A 23,200-nucleotide genomic window follows, 5' to 3' on the forward strand; every position below is an offset into this window, starting at 1 on the left:
AGGTTTGAACTGATAGAGCCATGAACCCAACTGCCCGAATTACCCGCAAACTGTTCGCAGCTGTTGCCTGTGTAACATTGCTTGCGCTGTCTTCAGTGTCCCAGGCCCTTCCGGCGGGCCTGATTCCCTCTCCGCCGAAAATTGCGGCCAAGAGCTACATTCTGATTGATGCTGTCAGCGGGGAAGTGCTGGCAGAAAATGATGCGGATATGGTTCTGCCTCCTGCCAGTCTCACCAAGATGATGACAGCCTACGTCGTTGAGAACGAACTGGCAGCAGGCAATATTCGCCGGGATGATCTGGTTACGGTGAGCGAAAAAGCCTGGCAGATGCGTGGCTCACTGATGTTTATTGAAGTGGGTGAAAAAGTACCTGTATCCAAGTTGCTGGAAGGCGTGATTGTCGTGTCTGGTAACGATGCCAGTGTGGCCCTCGCGGAACACGTAGCGGGCAGTGAGGGCGCCTTTGTGCAGGTTATGAATGCCACCGCACAAGAGCTGGGTATGGAGAATACCCATTTTATGAATGCGTCTGGCTGGCCTGTAAAGAACCATCACAGTACGGCCCGTGATTTGTCTAAGCTGGCGCGTCATATCATTTATGATCACCCGGAATACTACTCCGTATATAAAGAGCATGAATTCCAGCACGGCGTAAACAAGCGAACTGGCAAGCCTCTGGCGCCCCAGCCTAACCGTAATACGCTGCTATTCACTAACCCGATGGTTGATGGCCTTAAAACGGGTCATACTCAGGAGGCCGGTTACTGCCTGACAGCCTCCGCCACAAACGGTGAGCGCCGCCTGATTGCTGTGGTTATGGGAACGGCCAGTGAGCGTGCCCGTGCCAACGAAACCCAGAAACTGCTGACTTACGGCTTCCGCTTCTTTGAAAACGTAGATGTATTCCACGGCGGTGTATCTCTGGATCAGGTGCGAGTATGGAAGGGCAATATCGATAAGCTGCCCGTTGGCTTGGATAAAGATCTGGTTGTGACTGTGCCTCGTGGCAAGGGTAAGGCTGTTGAGTCTTCCCTGAATGTTAACAATGATCTGGAAGTGCCTGTTAAAGCAGGCCAGAAGGTGGGTTCTGTTGTCGTGCGCGTTGGCGACGAAGTGATTGCCGAGCGTGATCTGGTAGCCTTGCAGGACGTAGACGAAGGTAGCTTTTTCAAGCGTATCTGGGATTCTATCCTGCGTTTCTTTTCTGAGCTGATTTAAAAATCAGCTTCTCCCTCTCTGCTCTGGGGAGGGAGTTTTGCGGTGTGCAGAACACAATAAAAACAGTAAGGAGTAATATGTCTCAGGTATACCTGAATGGCGAGTTTATTCCTGTTGAGGAAGCACAAATTTCTGTTCTTGATCGTGGCTTTCTCTTTGGGGATGGGGTCTACGAAGTGATTCCTCTGTTTAATGGAAAGCCATTGCAGCAGGAAGAACACATCGCGCGCCTGTACCGCAGCCTTGATGCCATAGACCTCAGCATCGATCAGAAGCCCGAAGAGTGGAGTAAGCTTTTCCAAACCCTTTTCTTCCTGAATAAAGACGATGGTGATAATCAGTCCATCTATCTGCAAATCACTCGTGGCACCGGTAAGGTACGTTCCCATAACTATCCTGATGGTGTAAAGCCCACTGTATTTGCCATGACAATGCCGTTTATTCCAGGTATTCAGGCTAATCAGCCCCATGCCGGCGGAAAGGCAATTACTGTGGCTGATCAGCGCTGGCAACGGTGTGATATCAAAAGCATTTCCCTTCTGGGAAACCTGATCCCCCATCACAGCGCTGTGCAGGCCGGTGTGACGGAAGCAATTCAAATAGACGATCAAGGACGGGTAACAGAAGGTGCATCCAGTAATGTTTTTGTTATCTGTGATGGGCGTATAATCACCCCACCATTGAGTGACCGTATTCTTGGCGGCGTAACCCGCGCGCTGATTCTTCAGCTGGCGGCTAACGACAGTCGTTATATATGCGAAGAGCGAGAGCTTTCGGCGAATGATCTCCAACAGGCAGATGAAATCTGGATTACCAGCTCCAGCCGGGAGATTGTTCCCATTATTGAATTAGACGGTGTGTCTGTAGGCAGTGGCAAACCAGGCCCGGTATGGGAATACATGGCTGGCTTGTATCGCTCTTACCGGGATGGCACATCTTAACGAAGTTTGAGAACAGCATGTCAGAACAGCAGCCCCCAAAAATTGAATTTCCTTGCGACAATTACCGCATCAGTGTGATGGGTGTTGCAGATGAGGGCTTCCATAAATTTGTACTGGAAGTTGTGCGCAGACACGCGCCAGATCACGATGGCCAGTACACCGTACGTGACAGTAGCAAGGGCCGTTTTGTGGCTATTGTGGTGGCGATTCGGGCAACGGGTGAAGAACAGCTTCGAGCGCTTCACAACGACCTGAAAGCCAACAAGAATGTAAGAATGGTGCTCTAGCACCAGAAGAAAGTCAGGATTAAAGAATGAACAACGCGGAAGAACTGATAGTCCGCAACCTCGGTCTTCAACCTTATACGCCAGTATGGAAGGCGATGACCGAGTTCACCAGCACCCGTGAGAAATCCACCACTGATGAGCTCTGGCTGGTTGAGCATCTCCCTGTGTTTACTCAGGGGCAGGCAGGCAAAGCCGAGCATGTGCTGGCTGCGGGTGATATTCCGGTGGTGCAGGTAGATCGAGGCGGGCAGGTGACGTATCACGGCCCGGGGCAGAGGGTGATCTACCTGATGCTAGACGTTCGTCGTTTAAGCATAGGTGTGCGTGAGTTGGTTTCTCACATGGAAAATGCCATTATCGCTACATTATCTCAGTACGGAATTGAGTCAGCGGCACGGCCCGATGCACCCGGCGTGTACGTGGGAGAAGCCAAGATTGCCGCTTTAGGGCTGCGTATTCGCCGTGGCTGCTCCTTCCATGGTTTGTCGTTGAATGTGGACATGGATCTGGAACCTTTCCAGCGCATTAACCCTTGTGGTTACGCGGGTATGCCAGTGGCTCAAGTTAAGGATTTAAACCCTTCCGTAACTATGAACAACATAACCGATGCATTGGTTACACAACTGGCCAATCTTACTGGTTATACTGAAATAACGAAGACTGATGAGCCGCCGGTGATCCCGGCCGGAGAGTGTCCTATAAATGTCTGAATCCAATATCATCCCGACAGTTCAGGTTCCCAGCGGAAGCAAGTTTGTAAACGATAAGGGCATTCGTGCCATCAAAAATGGTGTGAAAGCCAGCCAGAGCAACGATCCTCAAAAGCCCATTTTGCGCAAGCCCTCCTGGTTGCGTATCAAAGCCCGCACCGACGCCCGTTACTCGGACGTCAAGAAAACTGTGCACGGCCATAAACTCAGCACTGTTTGTGAAGAGGCTATGTGCCCTAACATCAATGAGTGCTGGAGTTCGGGCACCGCTACCATCATGTTGATGGGGGATGTGTGCACCCGAGCCTGCAAATTTTGCGCGGTGAACACCGGTAACCCTAAAGGCTTGCTGGATGAGAAAGAGCCTGAACATACAGCCGAAAGCGTAAAGCTGATGGGGCTGAAGTATCTGGTTCTTACCTCTGTAAACCGGGACGACCTTGAAGACGGTGGGGCTGGGCACTATGCCGCTGTGGTGAAAAAGGTGATCGAAGAAAATCCGACCACCTCAGTGGAGGCGCTGACCCCGGACTTTCTCGGTAACCTGAAAGATGTAGAAACCGTGGTGGACAGTGGTATTACGGTCTTCGCCCAGAACGTAGAAACTGTTCGTCGTTTAACTCATCCGGTACGTGACCCCCGCGCCGGTTATCAGCAGACTCTGGATGTGCTGGCACATGCCAAAAAGCACAACCCCGAAGTACTCACTAAAACCAGCATTATGCTGGGGCTGGGTGAAAGCGAAGACGAAATCATTGAAGCCATGGATGATCTGCGTGCGATTGGCGTGGATATCCTGACCTTCGGCCAATACCTGCAGCCAACCCGCAACCATATCGAACTCAAGCGTTACGTAACGCCGGAAGAGTTTGAGAAATATCGCCAGTGGGGCTTGGAACGAGGTTTTCTGGAAGTTGTGTCCGGTGCCCTGGTGCGTTCCAGCTATCGTGCGGAACAGGTTCTGGAAAAGAACAATGTAGGTCTGGGTGTTCCTGCCAGGTAACCCTTTTCAAGTTATAAAAAATCCCTGCTACATTGCTGAAGCAGGGATTTTTTTTGGTGGTGCTTTTTGAAATAAGTTTATAAGTAAACAGTTGCCAGAAGACTGAGAGCTGCCAGACCTGCCAGCATACCCAGCAGCGGCATAACAAACTTCAGCCACTTATCAAAGGTCACGTTCACCATGGCGAGGGAGGCCAATACTAAGCCTGTTGGCGTGATAAAGGCCATCAGCCCCATACCGTACTGGTAGGCGCTGACAATGTTGTCCCGTGGCAGGCCAACAACATCCGCCAGAGGTGCCATGATAGGCATGGACAGTACCGCCAGACCGGAAGACGAAGGCACGAAGAAGGAGATACCGGCAAACAGAACCATCATCACGATAATGAACAGGCCTTTGTCCATACCATCTACCAGCCCGGCACTGGAGTACAGAATACTGTCACTGATCATGCCGTGATCCATCAGAATGGTGACACCACGGGCGATAGCAATAATCAGGGCAACACCCAGCAGATCGTTTGCACCGGCTACGAATTCACGAACGAAGTCTTTTTCACTGGTGCGTGACAGAAGACCAATAACAATGGAAGAAACGAAGAACAGGGTCGTCATCTCTTCAAACCACCATCCCAGCTGGGATACGCCATACACCATGCACAGGAAGGTTGCAGCAAACACCGCCAGAATCAGTTTGATCTGGGGAGTCATCTCAGCCACTTCTGAAGACTTGCTGCCCAGAAAGCGTGTTTCGATCTCGGCCTTCTGGCTGTAGATCAGGGATTTGCGAGGGTCAGCCTTTACTTTTTCGGCGTAACGAATCAGGTAGCCGATGCACAGCAGAGTGCCCAGAACCAGCATGATCAGGCGCGGGGTCAGGCCTTCGGTCCAGTTAATACCTGCAGCATTGGACGCAATAATGGTGCTGAATGGATTCACGGTGGAAATCATGGTGCCAACGCAGGAGCCAAGGTAAATGGACGCAAGGCCAACCATGGCATCGTAGCCAGCGGCAATAAACACCGGTATTAAAATCGGATAAAAGGCAACAGTCTCTTCTGCCAGACCGAAAGTAGTACCACCGATGGCAATTAAGGTTGTCACAATAACAATGAGCCATTTCTCACGGCCTTCAAAAGTAGAAGACAGGCTCTGAATACCAGAATTGAATGCGCCGGTATAGTTAACAACACCTATAAAGCCGCCAATTACCAGTACGAAGAAAACGACATCAATAGAATCGTACATACCGGAAATGGGAGCTTTGAAAAAATCACCAATACCCTGTGGGTTGGATTCTACATTGGTATAAGAGCCGGGAATGCCAATGGGCTTATAAATATCGCCATTGGTAAATTTGTTCAGATCGGCTTTGATACCGAACTTGTCCAGAGTGTTCTGGGTGGCAGGGAAGGTTTCTGTACCGCCATCGGCATAGGTCACGGTGAATCCGTCATCACCGTAGCTGAGTTTATCGTAAGTGCCAGCTGGAACAATCCATGTTAATAGTGCAACCAGTGCGGCAACAATCAACAGAACTGTATAGGCAGTAGGAAACGATAATTTTTTCTTAGGTGGAGCAGCATCAACCGCAGTCGCTTGTGAGGACACTATGTTTTCCCTTGTACTTATATATCATCAGGCCCGTTGAGATCTGAGAGGATGAAAGAGAGTGGATTTGTCTAAAACCTTACAATCCTGAGACAAGGCAAATATTGATTTCGGTTAATGTCTGTTGTTTTTGTCAGCAAATGGTCAGGAAAGATTCTAATGGGCTATTAGTGAAAGGCAGTGATTTATTATATCTTTGGGAAAACTAACAAAAATATATTACTCAAATGAGACAAGCCCAGCTCTACTGTCACGCCTCAGACGACAGTCCCCGTCAACTGATCTTGTCTGGTCACTGGAGCGGAAGGGTTGGAACCGCTGAGAGACATGCGCTGGAGTCTGCTGTTGAGCAAGCAGGCTCCAGTACGATTCAACTTTTAGCTGGCGATGAGTTTACCTGGGAGGCCAGTTTTCCCGCTTTTATTCACGGGTTGATTCAAGATTGCTTCTCACATAATCAGAAGATCGACTGCTCTGCAATGCCTGACAGTCTGCAAACCCTGTTTACCCTTGCCGCTGCTGTTCCTCCCAATACAGCACAACCTGCCACAGGCCAAAGTCGTTTCGCTGCAATCCAACAGGTTTGGAATGAAGTCATCGATACGTTGGTTTTTATCGGAGAGATGAAGCTGGCAACACTGCGCCTGCTAACCGGCCGCAGCCATATGCGTGCTGTTGATGCAGTGTCTTGCTTGAATCAGGCGGGCCCTCAGGCCATTGGCATTATCACCCTGATCAGCATTCTTGTGGGTATGATTCTCGCCTACCTCGGCATTATTCAGCTGCGGCAATTTGGTGCCGAAGTATACGTAGCCAACCTTGTTGCTGTGGGTATGGTGCGGGAAATGGGAGCGCTGATGACTGCGGTGATTATGGCAGGGCGCACCGGTGCATCCTGGGCAGCGGAGCTAGGTGCCATGAAAGTGAATGAAGAGGTGGATGCGCTCACCACCATGGGCATTCGCCCTATGGATTTTCTGGTGATGCCACGGCTACTGGCCATGACCATTACTATGCCACTGTTGTGCATTTACAGCTTCCTGCTGGGTATGCTGGGGGGTGGCGTTATTGCCATGACAATGGATATGACACCTCGCATGTATCTGTTTCAACTGCTGTCGTCGTTTACTCCTGTGGATGTAGTGGTGGGCTGTTTTAAAGGGCTGGTATTTGGCTGGTTGATTGTTCTGGCAGGTTGTCAGGCTGGGATGAACTGTGGCAGCTCTTCCGCTGCGGTAGGTCGGGCCACAACGCGAGCCGTTGTTCTGGCCATTGTATTTTTCGTAGTTGCAGATGCAGGGTTGAATATCATGTTCTATCACTTGGATATTTAATAATGGGTGAGAAGCCGGTTATAGAAGCCCGGGCCTTAACCATGCGTTATGGCCCTCAGCTGATTCAAAAAAACCTCGATTTTAAAATTAATCGGGGAGATATCTTTGTGGTGATGGGTGGCAGCGGCTGTGGAAAAAGTACACTGCTGAAACATTTGACTGGTTTGTATGAGCCAGCCTCCGGTGAAATCTTTTATAACGGCTCAAGCTACACCGAAGCTGATGCCGATGAGCGCCAGAAGCTTCGCTCTCAATGGGGCGTCACCTTTCAAAGTGGTGCACTGTTCAGCGATATGACGCTGGCAGAGAACGTAGCTTTGCCGGTGCGTCATGCCGGTGTTTCCAGGAAAGAAACTGTGGAGTTAGTGTCCTACAAGCTTGCGCTGGTAGGGCTGGCAGGTTATGAGGATTATTACCCTTCTCAAATCAGTGGTGGTATGTGTAAGCGAGTGGGGCTGGCACGGGCGATTGCTCTTGATCCTGACATTCTGTTTTTTGATGAACCGTCGGCGGGGCTGGATCCACTCAGTGCCCGGCGTCTGGATGATTTGATTTTGAATCTAAGGGATTCTACAGGTACAACTGTGGTGATTGTGACCCATGAACTGGCCAGTATTTTCGCTATCGCTAACAATGGTATTTATCTGGATGCCATAACAAAAACCTGGCTGGATCAGGGTGATCCAAAATGGTTAAGGGATTACAGCCAGCAGGACATTGTTCGCTCATTTTTAGCACGGGGGGAAGGGACATGAATGCACGGACGAGAGCGGCGGGCGTCGGCTTCTTTGTGGTCGTGATGCTGGTGCTTGGTATCGGCCTGGTGATGATTGTGAACACTGGCAGCCTGCTTGGCGAAGAACGGATGCGTTATGAGCTGGTTTACGATGCGTCGGTGAAAGGTCTGGAAGAAGGCGCGCCAGTTACCTTGAAAGGTGTGCAGATAGGCGAGGTGGTCAGTGTAAAGGCTCGTTTCTATCGCGGTTCCAACACACCATTAAATGCCGTTGTGATTGATGTCTACCCCGGCCGTGTGGAACTTGATGAAGGTACACAGGAAGGGCTGGTGAGTTTGCTGGTGAGTAAAGGTCTGGGAGCTAAGCTGAAACTCCAGAGTCTGTTAACTGGGCTTCTGTATATCGAAGTGGACTTTTATAACTCTGAACCACGCACCATTCTCGTAGATACAGACTACCCCCAAATTCCAACCGTACCCAGTGATATGGAAAAGCTGAATGATTTCAGTGAAGTCGATCTTGTGTCCATAGCCAAGGATATGCAGCAGACCATTGCCAATATTCGTGCGTTTACCGATTCCGACGAGTTTAAAGAGTTGCCAGCCGGCATCAACAATACAGTGCAAAACCTCGAGACTCTCACCAGTACAGAAGACTTCCAGAAGCTGGCTGTGAATATGAATGACACGCTCGTAGCTGTTCAGCTGGCTTCCGAAAAAATGGGTACTAATGCCGACTCCGCAGGCAAACGTATGGATGAAGCTATGGCCAGTATGCAAGAGGCCATGGCCACCATGAAAGGGGCAGCCGAGACAATGGATGATTATCTGCAGCCGGACTCACCCATGATTTATCGGATGAGTGAAAGCCTCAATAGTCTGGATAAAGCTGCACGCTCTGTTGAGCAGTTGGCAACTATGTTGGAACAACAGCCGAATTCGATTATCACAGGGCGTGTGAAGGGGAACCCATGAAACAGATTTTTCTTATTGGAGCTCTAGTCACAGCTTTGGTCGGTTGTGCCAGCACACAGATATTTGATTACTACCGCTTACAGGCCACGGCTTCTGTTACAGATCATAAGGTTGATATGCGTGTGGGTGTGGCGCCTGTTGCGTTAACGGGATGGTTTGATTCTGGCGTTTTAAGCTGGAGTGACGGTTACCGTGTGCATCGTTCTGAAAACAACCGCTGGGGAGCGGATATTCAACAGCAGATTGAGCATGTGCTGAGTGTGAACCTTGGTCGACAGCTGGCCGGCTCACAAGTCACGGTGGGGCCATGGTTGGGCGGGAACCGGCCAGACAGGGTTGTTTTTGTTGAGATAGAAGATGTGGCGTTTGTGGATGGTTCTGTAGAGATGCGCCTTTTCTGGCGCATTGAAAACCGCTTACGGGAAACATTTTTTCGCAGAGGAGAAAGTACAGTGGCTGCTGAGGTAGCGGCTGGGCGTCCGAAAGAGGAGCAGCTTGTGCAGGGCATAAGTGCGGTATTGGCTCGGCTCAGTGAACAGGTTGTTGTTCAGTTACTTCAGCTTGAGACAAAAAAACAGGAGCCATTTCTGGCTCCGTAACATAGGGAGAGTTTGCAAATAATACGATCTCCCGGTGATTCGCAAAATTAGACCAAGGTGGCTAAGACTTTTGTTAAACCCTACCCTATATGTTCCAAAACAAATACCGAAGCAATCATAACCGGGCATACGAGCCTGATATACCAGGGCCATACCTTCCAGAACAAACTGTGCTCAACCCCGGGCCAGCCCTTTTGGATTTCCTGAAGCTTCCTGTCTCTTCCCATCAGCCAACCGGCAAACAGGCAGAATAGAAGGCTGTCGATAGGCTGGGCATAGCCTGTTGTCAGATTCACCACCATTGAGAACAGTGGGTCGAAAGATGAAATCACCACAGCTACAACCACCAGGACACCAGAGCAGATAACAAAACTGGCTTTACGGCGGGAAAGCCCGCCCCGCTCCGTGAGGCAGGCAACAGGAACCTCGAGCATGGAGATAGACGATGTCAGTGCAGCGGTAGACATTAGCGAGAAAAAAGCCAGCGCAACAGGAATACCCATAACACCAAGGTTGTTAAATAAAGCAGGAAGCACCTCAAAAACCAGTGTGTCACTGTTAGCTAAATGCCCATCGGGGAGGTAAATGGTGACACCCAGGTTCAGCGCCACAAACAGAGCCGGAATAATCAATAATCCCGCAAGGAAGGCTATGCCCGTATCAAGCAGGCAAACCTGTAACGCCACACCGGGCAGGTTGGCATCCCGTTTGAGATAAGAGCCGTACACCATCATGGCCCCCACTCCGAGAGATATAGAGAAGAAAGACTGCCCCAGTGCACTCAGAATCAGTGAGCCATTGATACGGTTGAAGTCCGGTATCAGATAATGCTGTAGCCCTTCCTCTGCGCCCTCCTGCGTCATCACTGCGACTATCAAAACAATCAGCAATAACACCAGCAAAGGCATAAGGCGGGCCGACCATCGTTCTATACCCTTTTGCACACCGCCATTAACAATCGCCAGCGTCAGGCCAATAAAGGCCACTGCCAGTACAAAGTTACGAGTGGGAGCGAAGGTTTTCAGCCAGGATGCGGTATCGGGCATGGCGGATTCAAAAAGCGGTGCCAGCGTGTATCCAGCCAGCCAGCCGCCTACGATGCTGTAAAAACTGAAAATCAGGCAGATCATCAACACTGCGATAATAGCGGTGACTTTTGTCACTGGCCGCCAGAGCCGATCTTCAGGGAGATTCTCAAGTGCGCTAACAGGATTACTCTGCCCATAACGGCCAATCATCAGCTCCGCGACAAGGGCGGGATAAGCCAGCACCAGAGACAGAACAAGGTAAACAAGAACAAAAGCTGCTCCGCCATTTTCTGCCACCTGCGCCGGAAAACTCCAGATGTTTCCCAACCCTACAGCTGAGCCAGCTGCTGCCAGAACAAAGCCGATACGTGTGCTGAATCCAAAGCGGGGGATAGAAGTGCTCTGCTCTGGTAAATCCGATGGCATGAATGTTCCCTGAATGAATCAATAAATTTATTGGAATATTGGGGACAGTCTAGACGCAGCAAGGGTTCCCCGCTGTTCACGGGGGGTTATGAAGAGCGTTATAGCTGAAAGAACGGCTGCAAAATGCGCGGTACCAAACCGGTAAACTTCAAAGGCGCATCAGTGGCAATGAGGCAGATGCAGTCTTCATGGGTATCGGTGGCAGGCTGGTGATAAATCTCCGGATCAAGATCGGCCACATCACCAGCCTGAAAGCGTCCTACCTCATCGCCGTAGGAGCCTCTGAGCACCATCGTCAGTTCCGACCCGCTATGCCCGTGGATGGGCATGCTGGTTCCCGGTGCAATTTTCAGTAACCGTAACCGGCCTTTGGTGGTGGGAATAATAAATTGCCTGATACCCGGTGCCATGGTTTTCCAGTGCAGGCTATCCAGCTTGTCACCGAGATATGGGCGCAATGGGAGGGGAATATCGCCTTCATCATGAACCGGCGATGCGGGTTGTTCAGGCTCGCTTTGTTCAACAGCATCCAACATTGAGATAATATCGTTTCGTGCATGGGCGGAGAGTTCCGTTTGCTGTTGCTGCTCCATAAGAAAGTGCCCGAGCTGCTCGGCTTCGGCCACAGCCTGCTGACACTGCTCGCACACGGCCACATGACAGGCGACAACAGTAGCCAGAGCGTCTGGCAGGCTGCCTGCGGCGTAACTCATCAAAGAACTGGCATCGGGGTGGTGATGGGGTTTCATAGCTTTTCTCCCGGCTGTGCTTTGGTAAATGCCCGAAGCTTTTCAAAAGCCAGCCGCAGCCCTGATTTCACACTTCCCAGGGGCATATTATTTTCGTCGGCAATCTCCCGGTGGGTTTTTCCTTCGTAATACACCTTGTAAACCAGTTGGGCCTGAGATTGAGGGAGCCTCGCTATGGCCTGCTTGAGCTTATCGCTGTCGGCAGCGACCAGACTGGGGGTATAAGTGGGTTCCGGGTAGTTATCAATAGGGGACATTAAATGGGATTTGTCTTTCCGCATTCTGTCTATCCAGAGGTTTCTGGTAATGCGGAACACCCAGGTTGAAGCGGCTGCCTTATCAGGGTTGAAGTTTCCGCAGTGTTTCCATACTGCCAGCATGGCCTCCTGAACCAGTTCCTCAGCCTGCTCACTGTGGGCACCGCGGCCCATGAGATGACTTTTCAGCCGTGGGGCAAAATAGTCGTAAACCGACAGAAACAGCTGTTTATCCCGGTATTTACCAAGATCAACAAGTGTCCTGTTCAGGTTGCCGGAGTCCGCAGGTTCTGAACCCTCTACACCTTTACCTTCTGGTTTCATAGTCTTGTTATAGATGGCCAAGTGCATCATGAAATAGACAGCTGAAATACATTTATCGTCTTTTACGCAGAATAACAATGCCCGGATCATGAACCAGATGGGAATGTGCTCCGTATAACAGGAAAGCTTCTCCTTTACGGACATCACAATAATGACAAGTCGAAGTTTGAACGTAGCAGTAGTGGGCTCAGGTATATCGGGGCTGTCTTGCGCCTGGCTCCTCTCCAGACAACACAAGGTCACCCTCTTTGAAAAAGATGATCGCTTTGGCGGGCACAGCCATACGGTTGTGGTGAAAGGCGAGGATGAACAGAAGGCTGTTCCCGTTGATACCGGCTTTATTGTCTTTAACGAGAAAACCTACCCCAACCTCACCGCATTTTTTGAATACCTCGGCGTTCCTGTTGCCAAAACGGATATGTCTTTTGCGGTGTCTATTGATCAAGGCAGAACAGAATATGCGGGCACGGATTTAAATGGCCTGTTCGCCCAGAGAAGCAATCTGTTTAATCCCGTGTTCTGGAAAATGTTGATTGACCTGCTGCGCTTCTACCGTGCCAGCCCCACATGGGAAAAGCTGTTAGCACCGGATGTCACCTTGGGGGAGCTGCTCAAAACCCATAAGTTCAGCAAAACATTTATCAACGATCACCTTGTGCCCATGGGCGCAGCCATCTGGTCTACACCCGCAAGCAAAATGTTGGATTACCCCGCACTGGCGTTTTTACGCTTCTGCCAGAACCACGGTTTGTTGCAGCTGACCAGTCGCCCCCAGTGGATGACGGTTGAAGGAGGTAGTCGAGAATACGTGAGCCGGATTATCAGTCAGATTCAGAATGCGTCGGAAGGTTCCTCCACCCTTCAGCACAGCTGTGTGCGCAAAATTAAGCGTTATGCAGATCAGGTGGTAATCACTGATATTCAGGGGCGGGAGCAAGCCTTTGACCATGTGGTGATGGCCTGCCATGCGGATACGTCACTGCGGTTGCTGGATGAGCCTGATGAGCTCGAACAGCTTCTACTGGGGTCTTTTACGTTTCAGAGGAATCGCGCAATTTTGCACAGTGATTCCTCTTTTATGCCCCGTAATACCAAAGCATGGGCAAGCTGGAATTACCTGTTCAACAGCCAGAGTCATAATCAGCAGAAAGCAGAAGACGATAGAGGGCCTTCTGTGACGTACTGGATGAACCGGTTGCAGCATCTCGAAGGTAAACCGCTTTTCGTGACTTTGAATCCGGATACTGATCCCAGGGAGATTCACGGCTCTTACCTCTACGATCATCCCGTTTTTGATACTGCTGCTCTTGAAGCACAGCAGCGGCTCTGGGAGTTGCAAGGTCGCCAGAGAACCTGGCACTGCGGGGCATGGTTTGGTTATGGCTTTCATGAAGATGGTTTGCAATCCGGCCTTGCGGTGGCCGAGGCGCTGGGAGGGCAGCGCAGGCCATGGCGGGTAGAGGGTGAGAATGATCGCCTTGTGTTGCCGGATTATCTGACTGCCCGTCCATCCATTCGGACGGATGCCGGTATGGATGTGCGCCTGTGAGGTCAGCCATCTATAACGGTACCCTGATGCATAACCGGGTGAAGCCCCGCAAGCATCGCTTTACCTATAAAGTTGCATCCTGGCTTTTTGATCTGGATGAGCTGGATACTCTGGACCACACGCTGACATTCTTCTCCCGTAACCGCCTGAATCTGGTGTCCTTCCATGATGGCGATTATGGCGATGGTTCAGATAAGCCTCTGAAAATCTATATTCGCGATCTTTTGTGCGAACAGGGCATTGATAAGCCTGAGCGTATCGAGCTGCTGTGTTACCCCCGTATTCTTGGTTATGCCTTTAACCCTCTGGCGGTTTACTTCTGTTATAGCAACGATGGGCAGGTGATGGCCGTTGTGTATGAAGTCTCCAATACCTTCGGTGAACGACACAGTTACGTTATCCCCGCTGATGCCAGCGGCAGCGAAGCCATCAGGCAACAGGCTGATAAAAAACTTCATGTGTCGCCTTTCTTTGAAACAGACGGTTGCTCCTATCAATTCCGCACCCACGCTCCCGATGAACAGGTTGTATTGGGTATTAGCCTGCACCAGCAGGAGGAGCGCCTGTTCAGTGCGGTATTTCGTGGGGAGCGCCAGTCGGTTTCAGATAGACAGGTACTGAAACAGCTTATCGGCCTGCCATTTATGACGGTGAAGGTTGTTGTTGCTATCCATTGGGAGGCCCTGAAATTGTGGCTGAAACGCATGACGCTGTTTCGTCATAACCGTCGTGGATACTTTTTCAGCTGGAGTGTTGGAACAACAGTGGAACGTTTAAAAATAAAATTATCGGGAGGCACCAGGGGACGCTTATGAACTCCGTAAAAACACAGATTTCTGGCAAGGAAAAACCTCTGCTGGAGCGGGGCCTGACAAACTGGATTGCCAGCCGTCTGGAAAAAGCGGGTGTGTCCGCTATTGAAATACAGATGGGTAACAGTGAACCCTTTGTGATGGGAATCGTCCGCAGCGGTGTTCCTAAACCCCGCATGCAGATCGTGCGACCGGGGGCGGTGGTGCGTTCTGCCCGTAAAGGTCTGCTTGGATGGGCGGAGTCGTATATTGCCGGTGACTGGCTGACGCCGGATATTCAGGCCGTTGCCCACTGGGGAGCCGCAAACGAGGAGCCGTTGGAACGAGTTTTTAACGCCAGCTGGATCAGCCAGAAAATCAACCGCCTGATTCATCGTCTGAATAACAACAGCAAGCGCGGCAGCCGCAAGAATATTGCCGCTCACTATGATCTGGGTAATGAGTTTTATAAACTCTGGCTGGACCCTTCGATGACCTACTCCAGTGCCCTGTTTCACAGCCCATCAGACACCCTTGAACAGGCGCAGCACAATAAATATCAGGCTGTGCTTAACTGGCTGGATATAGAGCCTGACAGTAAGGTTCTGGAAATTGGCTGTGGCTGGGGTGGGTTTGCCCGTCAGTTCAAAAAACATTCGAGCGCAGGTTACCGCGGTGTCACCCTTTCCCATGAGCAGTTGGCCTATGCCCGCGAACATACCGAGGGTGATGTGCAGTTTGAGTTAACGGACTATCGCGATATCAAGGGACAGTATGACGGCATTGTATCCATCGAAATGATTGAGGCGGTGGGGGAGGAACACTGGCCGACCTACTTTCGCAAAATATACGACAGTCTTAAACCCGGCGGCAAAGCTGTGCTGCAGGTCATCACCATTGATGAAAAGCGTTTTGAAACCTATCGGGAAGGTGCCGACTTTATTCAGAAATATATCTTCCCAGGCGGCATGCTGCCTTCCCACTCGATTATGCAGGAACAGATTGCCACCGCTGGCCTTGAACTGCTGAGTACTCACTCTTTTGGCAGAGACTACCAGCGCACTGTGGATGAGTGGTACAGAAACTTCAATGCCAACTGGCAGGCCATTAAACCTCTGGGGTTTGATGAATCGTTCCGGCGTATGTGGAATTACTATCTGGCCTATTGCTCCGCTGGGTTTGCCAACGACAGCATTGATGTGCGTCTTTATCAGATAGGTAAAGCTCTATGACAAGGGAGTGGAGATAAAAACCATGAAAAACCAAAGGCCTGAACTTGTTATTGAGGAGTACTTTCTTGGGAAAACCTGGGCATGGGGGCTGTTTGAGGACAGGTTCGGGACTATACGTCAGTGTTTTAAGGTAGAGATGAATGGCTTGGTTGAGGGCAATCAGTTGACGCTGGATGAACAGTTTTTCTATGAAGATGGCACAGGCTCAAAGCGTCTTTGGAAAATCAATGCACTGGGCAATGGTTTTTACGAAGGCACGGCTGGAGATGTTGCAGGCACTGCCAAAGGTCAAAGTTCAGGTAATGCCTTTGAGTGGACGTATATGCTGGACCTTCCCGTGTCAGGGCGCACGTGGCGGGTGAAACTGGATGACCGCCTGTACCTCCAGGAGGATGATAAAATCATCAACATTGCCCGGGTAAGCAAGTGGGGCTTTCATCTTGGACGGCTGACGTTTTTCTTCAGCAAAGAGATGGGTGTGTTGAATTCAGCCAGACCTTTGATTTAGGTGAGTATCATAGTTCATTTTTTTATCCCGTTGTTCGTATAAACAGCGCGTGTGTGTTAAAAACAGCAGTCTATTTAAGAGGTAAGTGCCCGGACCATTGCTTTCGTATAATGATGGCGAGTGGATTTTTTCGCACTTCAAGGAACAGCGTCGGGAGCGTAGCCCGCTACGTGATAAGAGTTGTGACGCAGCAAGGGCGGAAAAAGACGCCGCCAGACTATGCGAAAGCAATGGTCCGGGTACTTACAATTCTGTAGTGGCACTTTTGACAGGTGGAGGTATTTATAGAGCGCTATGAAAAACATCAAAAAGAATATAGCTCTGCCTATCGTCTATATCCGTCACCTGATGGCATTGATGACCGATCACGGGTTTGATCAGACCATTTTGCTTCGGGGGGCAGGCATTCAGCCCAGCGAACTGGAGCTGGATGACGGTTCTCTTGATTTCGAGCGGTGCGATAAGTTGATTACTCTGTGCCAGCAATCGGGCATTGATGGCCTGGGATGGCAGCTGGGTATGCGACTGAATCTTCCCAGTCACGGCACATTGGCCACGGCTGCCATGGCCAGTCGTTATATTGGGGAAATGCTGAGTATGTCCGTGCGCTATCTGGGCACACGCTTTCCGCTGATGGTGATGTCACTGGAAGTGGATGGTGATACCGCAATCCTGCAGTTCGATGAAGCGCTGGATCTGGGCGACAACCGTCGTTTCTATGTGGAAGCCTTTATCGGCTCCCAGCAGGTCATGAAAATGTACACATTTGGCCCCAATGCGTCGGCCGGCCACACTCTTCATCTGGCGATAGATAAAGTAGATTACTACGACAATTTTGACTTTGGCGACACCACCGTCTCCTACGGTCACGCTGCGCACCAGTACCGTTTCCCTGCGCATTATATTTCCACCCCTATGCCTATGGCGGATGACATCGCTCGGGAGGTGGCTGAACGCCAGTGTCAGAAAATGCTGGCAGATATGAAGGTGGAAACCGGCCTGCTTGGTCGCGTGCTGGCTCATATTCGCAGTAAAGAAGGTGTGATTCCTTCCCTGGAACAAACGGCGGATTATCTTTCCGTTTCTCCCCGCACCCTGCGTCGTCAGCTGCAGGAGCTGGATATTACCTACCGCACGCTGGTTAACCGGGAACGCAAGCGTCTTGCGTTGCACTACCTGCGTAATACCCGTTTAACCGTGGAAGAAATTGCCGAACGTCTGGACTATAACGACCCCAGCAACTTTGGGCGCGCATTCCGCAAGTGGACCGGACATTCGCCGGGCTTCTATCGTCAGACGACGGAAGAGGTTGAAGCGACTGCTTAACCGCCTTTGAATCAACGAATGGTCATAATAAAAGATGTATAAAGAAACCATCTCCCCCCGTTTCTGTGAAACCGATGCTTTAGGACACATCAACAATACTGTGGTTCCCATGTGGTTTGAGAAAGCCCGGGAACCTATCTTCCGGTTATTTACGCCCGATATGGATGTCAATAACTGGAAGTTGATTATCGCCCGCATCACTGTAGATTTTCTGGCCGAGATTTATTACGGCACCGACAACGAAGTGGAGATTATCACCGGGCTGATCAAGGTCGGTAACTCCTCTATGACTATTCGTCAGGAAGTGTGGCAGCGGGGTAAGTGCTGCGCCCGTGGCGATGCAGTAATGATCCATTACAACTATACTGGCGCGCAGTCTGTTTCCATTCCGGATGCCATTCGCTCTGAGTTACAAAACCATCTGTTATCAGAGTAAATCCCTGATGCTGGTGAATCTGGTATAATGTTTTTCCGTTAGAGTCGCAATAAACAAAAATTATACAGCGCAGTAAACGACTGTGACCTGCTTTCTGAGGTAGCCCATGCCCGCTTATCGCTCTCGCACTTCCACCCACGGACGTAACATGGCCGGTGCCCGTGCACTTTGGCGCGCCACGGGCATGAATGACGATGACTTCAAGAAACCTATTATTGCAGTCGCCAACTCTTTTACTCAGTTTGTACCGGGGCACGTGCACCTGAAGGATATGGGGCAGCTGGTGGCGCGTGAGATTGAAAGAGCCGGTGGCGTTGCCAAAGAGTTCAACACTATTGCGGTGGATGACGGTATCGCAATGGGCCACGATGGTATGCTTTACTCCCTTCCCAGCCGAGACATTATTGCAGATTCCGTGGAATACATGGTGAACGCCCATACGGCGGATGCCATGGTGTGCATCTCCAACTGCGACAAGATTACCCCCGGAATGCTGATGGCCGCCATGCGCCTGAATATTCCGGTGATCTTCGTGTCTGGCGGCCCTATGGAGGCAGGTAAAACCAAACTGGCAGAGCACCGCCTCGATCTGGTGGATGCCATGGTGATTGCTGCTTCCGATGCAGATCAGGAAACCGTGGACGAATACGAGCGATCCGCCTGCCCAACGTGTGGCTCCTGCTCCGGTATGTTCACTGCCAATTCTATGAACTGTTTGACCGAAGCGCTGGGCTTATCCCTGCCCGGTAATGGCTCCATGCTGGCAACCCATGCTGATCGTGAACAGCTTTTCCTTGAAGCTGGCCGCCGTATTGTGGATATCACCCGTCGTTACTACGAGAACGACGAAACTCAATTGCTACCCCGTTCCATTGCCAGCGTGAAGGCTTTTGAAAATGCTATGAGCCTGGATATTGCCATGGGCGGTTCCACCAATACGATTCTCCATCTACTGGCGGCTGCTCAGGAAGGGGAAGTGCCTTTTGATATGCAGGATATTGATCGCCTGTCCCGCAAGGTACCCCAATTGTGCAAAGTGGCACCCAATATCCAGCAGTACCATATGGAAGATGTCCACCGCGCCGGTGGTGTGCTGGGTATTCTTGGTGAACTGGACAGAGCCGGTTTGCTGCATAACGATGTACCAACGGTGCACAGTGAAACCTTCTCTGAGGCGCTGGAAAAATGGGACATTATGCAAACCACTGATGAAGCCGTAAGAACCTTCTACCAAGCTGGCCCGGCGGGTATTCGCACAACTCAGGCGTTCAGCCAGAGCATGCGCTGGCCAAGCCTGGATGCTGACCGCGAGAGCGGCTGCATCCGCTCTCTGGAAAACGCTTACAGCAAAGAGGGTGGCCTGGCGGTGCTGTTTGGTAATATCGCGGAAGATGGCTGCGTGGTGAAAACCTCTGGTGTCGATGAAAGTATTCTCGTATTCGAAGGTCCGGCCCATGTGTGTGAAAGTCAGGAAGATGCTGTCAGTGATGTACTGGAAGGCCGGGTAAAAGCGGGTGATGTGGTTGTTATTCGCTATGAAGGCCCTCGCGGTGGCCCCGGTATGCAGGAGATGCTGTACCCCACCAGTTATCTTAAATCCAAAGGTTTGGGCAAAGCGTGTGCACTGTTAACAGATGGACGCTTCTCCGGTGGTACATCCGGTTTATCCATCGGCCATGTTTCGCCAGAAGCAGGGGCAGGTGGCGCTATTGGTTTGGTGGAGAAAGGGGATTGGATTCATATCGATATTCCTAACCGCACTATTAATGTGAAAGTATCCGATGATGAGTTGGACCAGCGCCGTGCTGCGATGGATGTCAAAGGCAAGGATGGCTGGAAGCCAGTAACGGAGCGTCCTCGCAAAGTGTCCACAGCTTTGAAGGCTTATGCGAAAATGGCGACCAGTGCAGATCGTGGTGCGGTTCGGGACTTAAGTCTGTTTGATTAGTGTTTTGCACTTCCTTTCTCTTATTAACGCCCACAAATGAGTGGGCGTTTTCTTTTCAGTGCACTCTCAATATCTCTGTCTACTCTGAAATGGATAGTAAACAGTCCAACAGGGAGTGGATATGAAAGGTGTTTTTCGGAGTTTGGTATTAACAGTCAGCCTGGCATCACCTATGGTTTTGGCTACAGACGACATGAGTGCAGACGCGGAGCAGAACGTTGCTCCTCCTATTGTGGCAGCAGCCATTGCCTATGCCGTACCTGCAACAGCATACAGCCACAGTGCTTTAGGTAAGATTGATGAAGGCAGTAAGGCGCTGGCAAGAAAGCTGTATATTGAATACTCCCAGCAGGTACTCAACGAACAGTTTGAAGGCCGCAGGCCTGACCAGTTACTTTGGCTCCAATACTTGAAAGCTGTTTATATCCCTCTGAGGGACTTTATGTACAGCCAGATTGATGGCAAGACTGTCACGTCATCCTCTAAAATCTCCGACCCCGATAAAGTGAAACAGCGTATCTCCAGAAAGTTGCAGGAGTGGTCAGTTAAGGCGTTCTATTACTATTTCAATCCTTCTGAGCAGGGAATGGCCGCTGGTTTTGCAGATAAAAAAGGCGAAGTGGTAAGCGCGTGTAAAGAGATTCTTGGTAGTCTTGCTCAAAACGCTCCGGGCAGTCAGCTATCTGACTATTACCAGAGTTGCTATCACCCCGTTTCAGATTTACCCGGTGCAACTCTGACACCGCTGATTCCAACAGATGACCTTGCCACAGTGCTGTTATCTCAGGCACGGCTGGCGGTAAACCCGGAAGGTGTTCCACCCCGTCTGGCTCAGGCTGTGACCTGGTATGCAACACTTTCGGATCAAGCGCTGTCGAGTTTTGAATCCGCTATTGCGGACAAAAGTGAATTTAAAGACATTATGATGAAGCTGTTCAGGCGAGGATATTCGCCGGAAACACTGGCCAAGATATTTCGTCAGCACTTTGTAGACTTTGATCTGGCCTATCGAAAAATCTGGTATTACTACGAGAAGCACAAAGCGAAAGAGTGGTATAGGCAGAAGAACGTGAAAACGTTTGATAGCTAAGATATTGCAGAGGTGGTGGATTCTGCGCCACCTCTGCTGTATTTTGTTTTATGTACGCCGGTTAATCCAGGCAATCAGCCCTTCTCCACGTCCAATCAGATAAAACGCCGCCATAAGATGTACTGCAAGCTTGCTGGTAATGCCAACAGATCTGGACGTCGGCTCATGGTCCAGGTCGGCTTCCCACGAAAGGATTATCTTAAGGATGTCAGGCAGTACTATCAGTAGCGAAGGCAGCATCTGCAGGCTTAAAGCCAGCATCCAGAACCCTGTTGCCCGAACTAGCAACCCTATTATGTCATGTTTATTCATCGGGTCCCCAGCCGCTGGTGATTGGTATCCCATGTCTTAATAGACCGGAATGGGGAGAGGAAGTTCAGGTAGGGCGACTTTAGTGCTAGAGGACAATTCAGCAAAACGACGCAGGTGTCGGCATACCCGCCATGCGCATGACCAGCCCCAGCAGCTCATCCTGAGTGGTGTGATTTTGCTCCACTCCCTTGAGTGTGCGGTCAATCAGTGCAGCACGGTCAATCATCTCCCGAATCGCCTTTTCACCGTGGCGGCGAACAAAACCCATGTAACTGTTCTTCTTCTTTTTCAAAAGAAACGGAACCTGCTTATGGGCGCGAGCCACTTGCTCAATCACAGTATCCAGCGCCATGCCTTGGCGCAAGCCGCTGGCTATATGATTTGTCAGTCGCAATTCTCGGGATAAAGACCAAAGCATAATGGTCGGCTCGGTGCCTTCTGCAATCAGGCCGTTGAAGATTCTCAGGCTATGGCGTACATCACCAGCCAGCACTGCATCAGCCAAACCGAAAACATCGTAGCGGGCGTTATCCGCCACCACGTTGCGTACGGTGTCCACGGTAATGAGCTCACCGCTGGCCAGTAACATCAGCCGTTCAACTTCCTGAGCCGCTGCCAGCAGATTACCTTCAAGGAGGTCTGCAAGAAGAGATATGGCTTCAGGCTCGGCATTCAGCCCTGCGCGTTTGAGTCGCTGACCAATCCAGCCGGGTAACTGGTAGGGTTCAACAGGCCAGATTTGAACAAATACACCCTGTTGCTCAAGAGCTGCAAACCATTTGGTCTTTTCCTGCTTTTTGGTGATGCGGGTGGTAATGATCAGCAACAGAGTATCAGGAGGAATGTTGGCTGCGTATTCCTGCAGAAGCTTTTTGCCATCGCCCACTTTGTCGAAGGCTACCCGCAGCTCAATCAGTTGCTTGCTGGCAAACAGGGACAGACTATTCGCTTCTGCCATCACATTGCCCCAGTCAAATCCTGGGTCCACGTGGTGCACAATGCGATCGGTATAGCCATTGTCTCTGGCGGCTTTGCGTATGGCGTCACAGGCCTCCTCGATTTGCAGAGGCTCCTCACCGGACACGACATAAACAGGAGCCAGATTCTTGCGAAGCTGACCCTGAAGCTGATCAATACGGGTTTTCATAAATTACTTATTGGCCCTGATCCGAGGCGGGTAGAGCAACGGCTTCTGCTGCCTCGCGCGCTTTTACGGCTTGCTCTATGAGTGCCGTCAGTTCTTCCTGGGATAGAGAGGCCACACGGCGAGTCAGGTTGGCAGCCAGGTTTCTCTGGATTTCATTCCAGGTATCGCTCGCTTCACTCTGGGAGGCGTTGTATTGGTTGTTATGGCGCTGATAAGTACCGTGCTGCTGGAGCAGGGTATCAGGAATAAGGATCAGGCCATCATTGCTGATAAGCTGCCATGACAGGGAGCCCGTGACGTCGTAGTCCGTCACAATACCGCCGCCGGAAGTGGTTACGGTCGCTTCTTCATGCTCAAGGCTGGTGATATGAATTTGATAAGGTGCGTTGCTGGTAACAGTGATTCCAGCCTGTTTCAGCGATTCGCTCAAGGTGCGCTGAAAAGCACGGTCAGACACTTGCAGAGAGAGTTTCTGAATCTCGGAGGCAACATTCATAGTACCCCGCAGCTGAAAGCCACAGGCGGTGATCATAAAAGCCATAACGGTCACCAGGACCGGTGAGAAAATCCTTTGAATTCGGGTCATAATTACTGATTCACTGTTAGCCGGACTGTTCCTGAATCGGCAATTATAACCACGGACTGGAAGGAAAACGATGGGC

The 23,200-nt window shown here is 50.8% G+C and carries 24 protein-coding genes; 17 read left to right on the forward strand and 7 right to left on the reverse strand.

Features of this window, described 5'->3' with window-relative positions:
- The first annotated feature begins 20 nt into the window (after positions 1-20).
- The 5 genes from E1189_RS17260 to lipA all read left to right on the forward strand — a co-directional run bounded on the left by E1189_RS17260 (position 21) and on the right by lipA (position 4,161).
- The gene (locus E1189_RS17260) at positions 21-1,220 is read left to right on the forward strand and encodes a D-alanyl-D-alanine carboxypeptidase family protein (protein ID WP_155161899.1); all 1,200 of its coding nucleotides are present in this window, start codon (positions 21-23) and stop codon (positions 1,218-1,220) included.
- Positions 1,221-1,297: 77 nt separating this feature from the next.
- Positions 1,298-2,161 (forward strand): D-amino acid aminotransferase, encoded by an 864-nt coding sequence (locus tag E1189_RS17265; RefSeq protein WP_155161902.1) that lies wholly within the window; start codon positions 1,298-1,300, stop codon positions 2,159-2,161.
- A 17-nt stretch (positions 2,162-2,178) separates the two neighbouring features.
- Positions 2,179-2,448 carry a YbeD family protein gene (locus E1189_RS17270; RefSeq protein ID WP_155161904.1) on the forward strand — a complete coding sequence of 90 codons (270 nt, stop codon included), beginning with the start codon at positions 2,179-2,181 and terminating at the stop codon, positions 2,446-2,448.
- Positions 2,449-2,474: 26 nt separating this feature from the next.
- Positions 2,475-3,158, forward strand: a complete 684-nt coding sequence (lipB, locus tag E1189_RS17275) for a lipoyl(octanoyl) transferase LipB (RefSeq protein ID WP_155161906.1) — start codon at positions 2,475-2,477, stop codon at positions 3,156-3,158.
- Positions 3,151-4,161, forward strand: coding sequence for a lipoyl synthase (lipA, locus tag E1189_RS17280; protein WP_155161908.1), 1,011 nt, complete (start codon positions 3,151-3,153; stop codon positions 4,159-4,161). The genes lipB and lipA overlap by 8 nt, the downstream gene beginning before the upstream one ends.
- A gap of 77 nt (positions 4,162-4,238) precedes the next feature.
- Here the strand turns inward: lipA and E1189_RS17285 are convergent, their stop codons facing one another.
- Positions 4,239-5,771 (reverse strand): YfcC family protein, encoded by a 1,533-nt coding sequence (locus E1189_RS17285; protein ID WP_329602101.1) that lies wholly within the window; start codon positions 5,769-5,771, stop codon positions 4,239-4,241.
- Positions 5,772-5,998: 227 nt separating this feature from the next.
- Here E1189_RS17285 and E1189_RS17290 point away from each other — a divergent pair, with 227 nt between their 5' ends.
- Genes E1189_RS17290 through E1189_RS17305 form a run of 4 tightly spaced genes read left to right on the forward strand, consistent with a single transcriptional unit; the run spans position 5,999 to position 9,415 of the window.
- Positions 5,999-7,105, forward strand: coding sequence for an MlaE family ABC transporter permease (locus E1189_RS17290; protein WP_155161910.1), 1,107 nt, complete (start codon positions 5,999-6,001; stop codon positions 7,103-7,105).
- Between the two features lie 2 nt (positions 7,106-7,107).
- On the forward strand, positions 7,108-7,860 hold the full coding sequence (locus E1189_RS17295) for an ABC transporter ATP-binding protein (protein WP_155161913.1): 753 nt from the start codon (positions 7,108-7,110) through the stop codon (positions 7,858-7,860).
- On the forward strand, positions 7,857-8,816 hold the full coding sequence (locus tag E1189_RS17300; RefSeq protein ID WP_196221495.1) for an MlaD family protein: 960 nt from the start codon (positions 7,857-7,859) through the stop codon (positions 8,814-8,816). The genes E1189_RS17295 and E1189_RS17300 overlap by 4 nt, the downstream gene beginning before the upstream one ends.
- Positions 8,813-9,415, forward strand: coding sequence for a PqiC family protein (locus tag E1189_RS17305; RefSeq protein ID WP_155161917.1), 603 nt, complete (start codon positions 8,813-8,815; stop codon positions 9,413-9,415). Before E1189_RS17300 ends, E1189_RS17305 begins: the two co-directional genes overlap by 4 nt.
- Before the next feature lie 80 nt (positions 9,416-9,495).
- On the opposite strand, the gene E1189_RS17310 is transcribed toward E1189_RS17305, so the two are convergent.
- The 3 genes from E1189_RS17310 to E1189_RS17320 form a co-directional block, all read right to left on the reverse strand.
- Positions 9,496-10,869, reverse strand: a complete 1,374-nt coding sequence (locus E1189_RS17310) for a sodium-dependent transporter (RefSeq protein ID WP_155161920.1) — start codon at positions 10,867-10,869, stop codon at positions 9,496-9,498.
- 98 nt (positions 10,870-10,967) lie between these two features.
- Positions 10,968-11,618: a ChrR family anti-sigma-E factor gene (locus tag E1189_RS17315; RefSeq protein ID WP_155161922.1), complete on the reverse strand. Its 651-nt coding sequence runs from the start codon at positions 11,616-11,618 to the stop codon at positions 10,968-10,970.
- Positions 11,615-12,229: a sigma-70 family RNA polymerase sigma factor gene (locus E1189_RS17320; RefSeq protein WP_196221496.1), complete on the reverse strand. Its 615-nt coding sequence runs from the start codon at positions 12,227-12,229 to the stop codon at positions 11,615-11,617. The genes E1189_RS17315 and E1189_RS17320 overlap by 4 nt, the downstream gene beginning before the upstream one ends.
- A 121-nt stretch (positions 12,230-12,350) precedes the next feature.
- Here E1189_RS17320 and E1189_RS17325 point away from each other — a divergent pair, with 121 nt between their 5' ends.
- The 8 genes from E1189_RS17325 (at position 12,351) to E1189_RS17360 (ending at position 21,079) form a co-directional block, all read left to right on the forward strand.
- Positions 12,351-13,748 carry an NAD(P)/FAD-dependent oxidoreductase gene (locus E1189_RS17325; protein WP_155161926.1) on the forward strand — a complete coding sequence of 466 codons (1,398 nt, stop codon included), beginning with the start codon at positions 12,351-12,353 and terminating at the stop codon, positions 13,746-13,748.
- Positions 13,745-14,563 carry a DUF1365 domain-containing protein gene (locus tag E1189_RS17330; protein WP_329602102.1) on the forward strand — a complete coding sequence of 273 codons (819 nt, stop codon included), beginning with the start codon at positions 13,745-13,747 and terminating at the stop codon, positions 14,561-14,563. The genes E1189_RS17325 and E1189_RS17330 overlap by 4 nt, the downstream gene beginning before the upstream one ends.
- Complete coding sequence (locus E1189_RS17335) at positions 14,560-15,771, forward strand: SAM-dependent methyltransferase (protein ID WP_155161928.1); 1,212 nt, start codon at positions 14,560-14,562, stop codon at positions 15,769-15,771. The genes E1189_RS17330 and E1189_RS17335 overlap by 4 nt, the downstream gene beginning before the upstream one ends.
- Positions 15,772-15,778: 7 nt before the next feature.
- Positions 15,779-16,279 carry a DUF3833 family protein gene (locus E1189_RS17340; RefSeq protein WP_329602103.1) on the forward strand — a complete coding sequence of 167 codons (501 nt, stop codon included), beginning with the start codon at positions 15,779-15,781 and terminating at the stop codon, positions 16,277-16,279.
- A 294-nt stretch (positions 16,280-16,573) separates the two neighbouring features.
- Complete coding sequence (locus E1189_RS17345) at positions 16,574-17,605, forward strand: helix-turn-helix domain-containing protein (protein WP_155161932.1); 1,032 nt, start codon at positions 16,574-16,576, stop codon at positions 17,603-17,605.
- Between the two features lie 34 nt (positions 17,606-17,639).
- Entirely contained in the window at positions 17,640-18,041 is a 402-nt protein-coding gene (locus tag E1189_RS17350; protein ID WP_155161935.1) for an acyl-CoA thioesterase, read from the forward strand.
- Between the two features lie 106 nt (positions 18,042-18,147).
- Entirely contained in the window at positions 18,148-19,989 is a 1,842-nt protein-coding gene (gene ilvD, locus E1189_RS17355) for a dihydroxy-acid dehydratase (protein ID WP_155161937.1), read from the forward strand.
- Positions 19,990-20,110: 121 nt separating this feature from the next.
- Entirely contained in the window at positions 20,111-21,079 is a 969-nt protein-coding gene (locus E1189_RS17360) for a hypothetical protein (protein WP_155161939.1), read from the forward strand.
- Between the two features lie 48 nt (positions 21,080-21,127).
- On the opposite strand, the gene E1189_RS17365 is transcribed toward E1189_RS17360, so the two are convergent.
- The 3 genes from E1189_RS17365 to E1189_RS17375 all read right to left on the reverse strand — a co-directional run bounded on the left by E1189_RS17365 (position 21,128) and on the right by E1189_RS17375 (position 23,079).
- On the reverse strand, positions 21,128-21,391 hold the full coding sequence (locus E1189_RS17365) for a hypothetical protein (RefSeq protein WP_155161941.1): 264 nt from the start codon (positions 21,389-21,391) through the stop codon (positions 21,128-21,130).
- A gap of 97 nt (positions 21,392-21,488) precedes the next feature.
- Positions 21,489-22,538: a DNA polymerase III subunit delta gene (holA, locus tag E1189_RS17370; protein ID WP_155161943.1), complete on the reverse strand. Its 1,050-nt coding sequence runs from the start codon at positions 22,536-22,538 to the stop codon at positions 21,489-21,491.
- Positions 22,539-22,545: 7 nt separating this feature from the next.
- Positions 22,546-23,079 carry an LPS-assembly lipoprotein LptE gene (locus E1189_RS17375; protein ID WP_196221497.1) on the reverse strand — a complete coding sequence of 178 codons (534 nt, stop codon included), beginning with the start codon at positions 23,077-23,079 and terminating at the stop codon, positions 22,546-22,548.
- Between the last annotated feature and the right edge of the window lie 121 nt (positions 23,080-23,200).

The organism is Parendozoicomonas verongulae (assembly GCF_009711465.1).
Taxonomy (GTDB): Bacteria; Pseudomonadota; Gammaproteobacteria; order Pseudomonadales; family Endozoicomonadaceae; genus Sansalvadorimonas; species Sansalvadorimonas verongulae.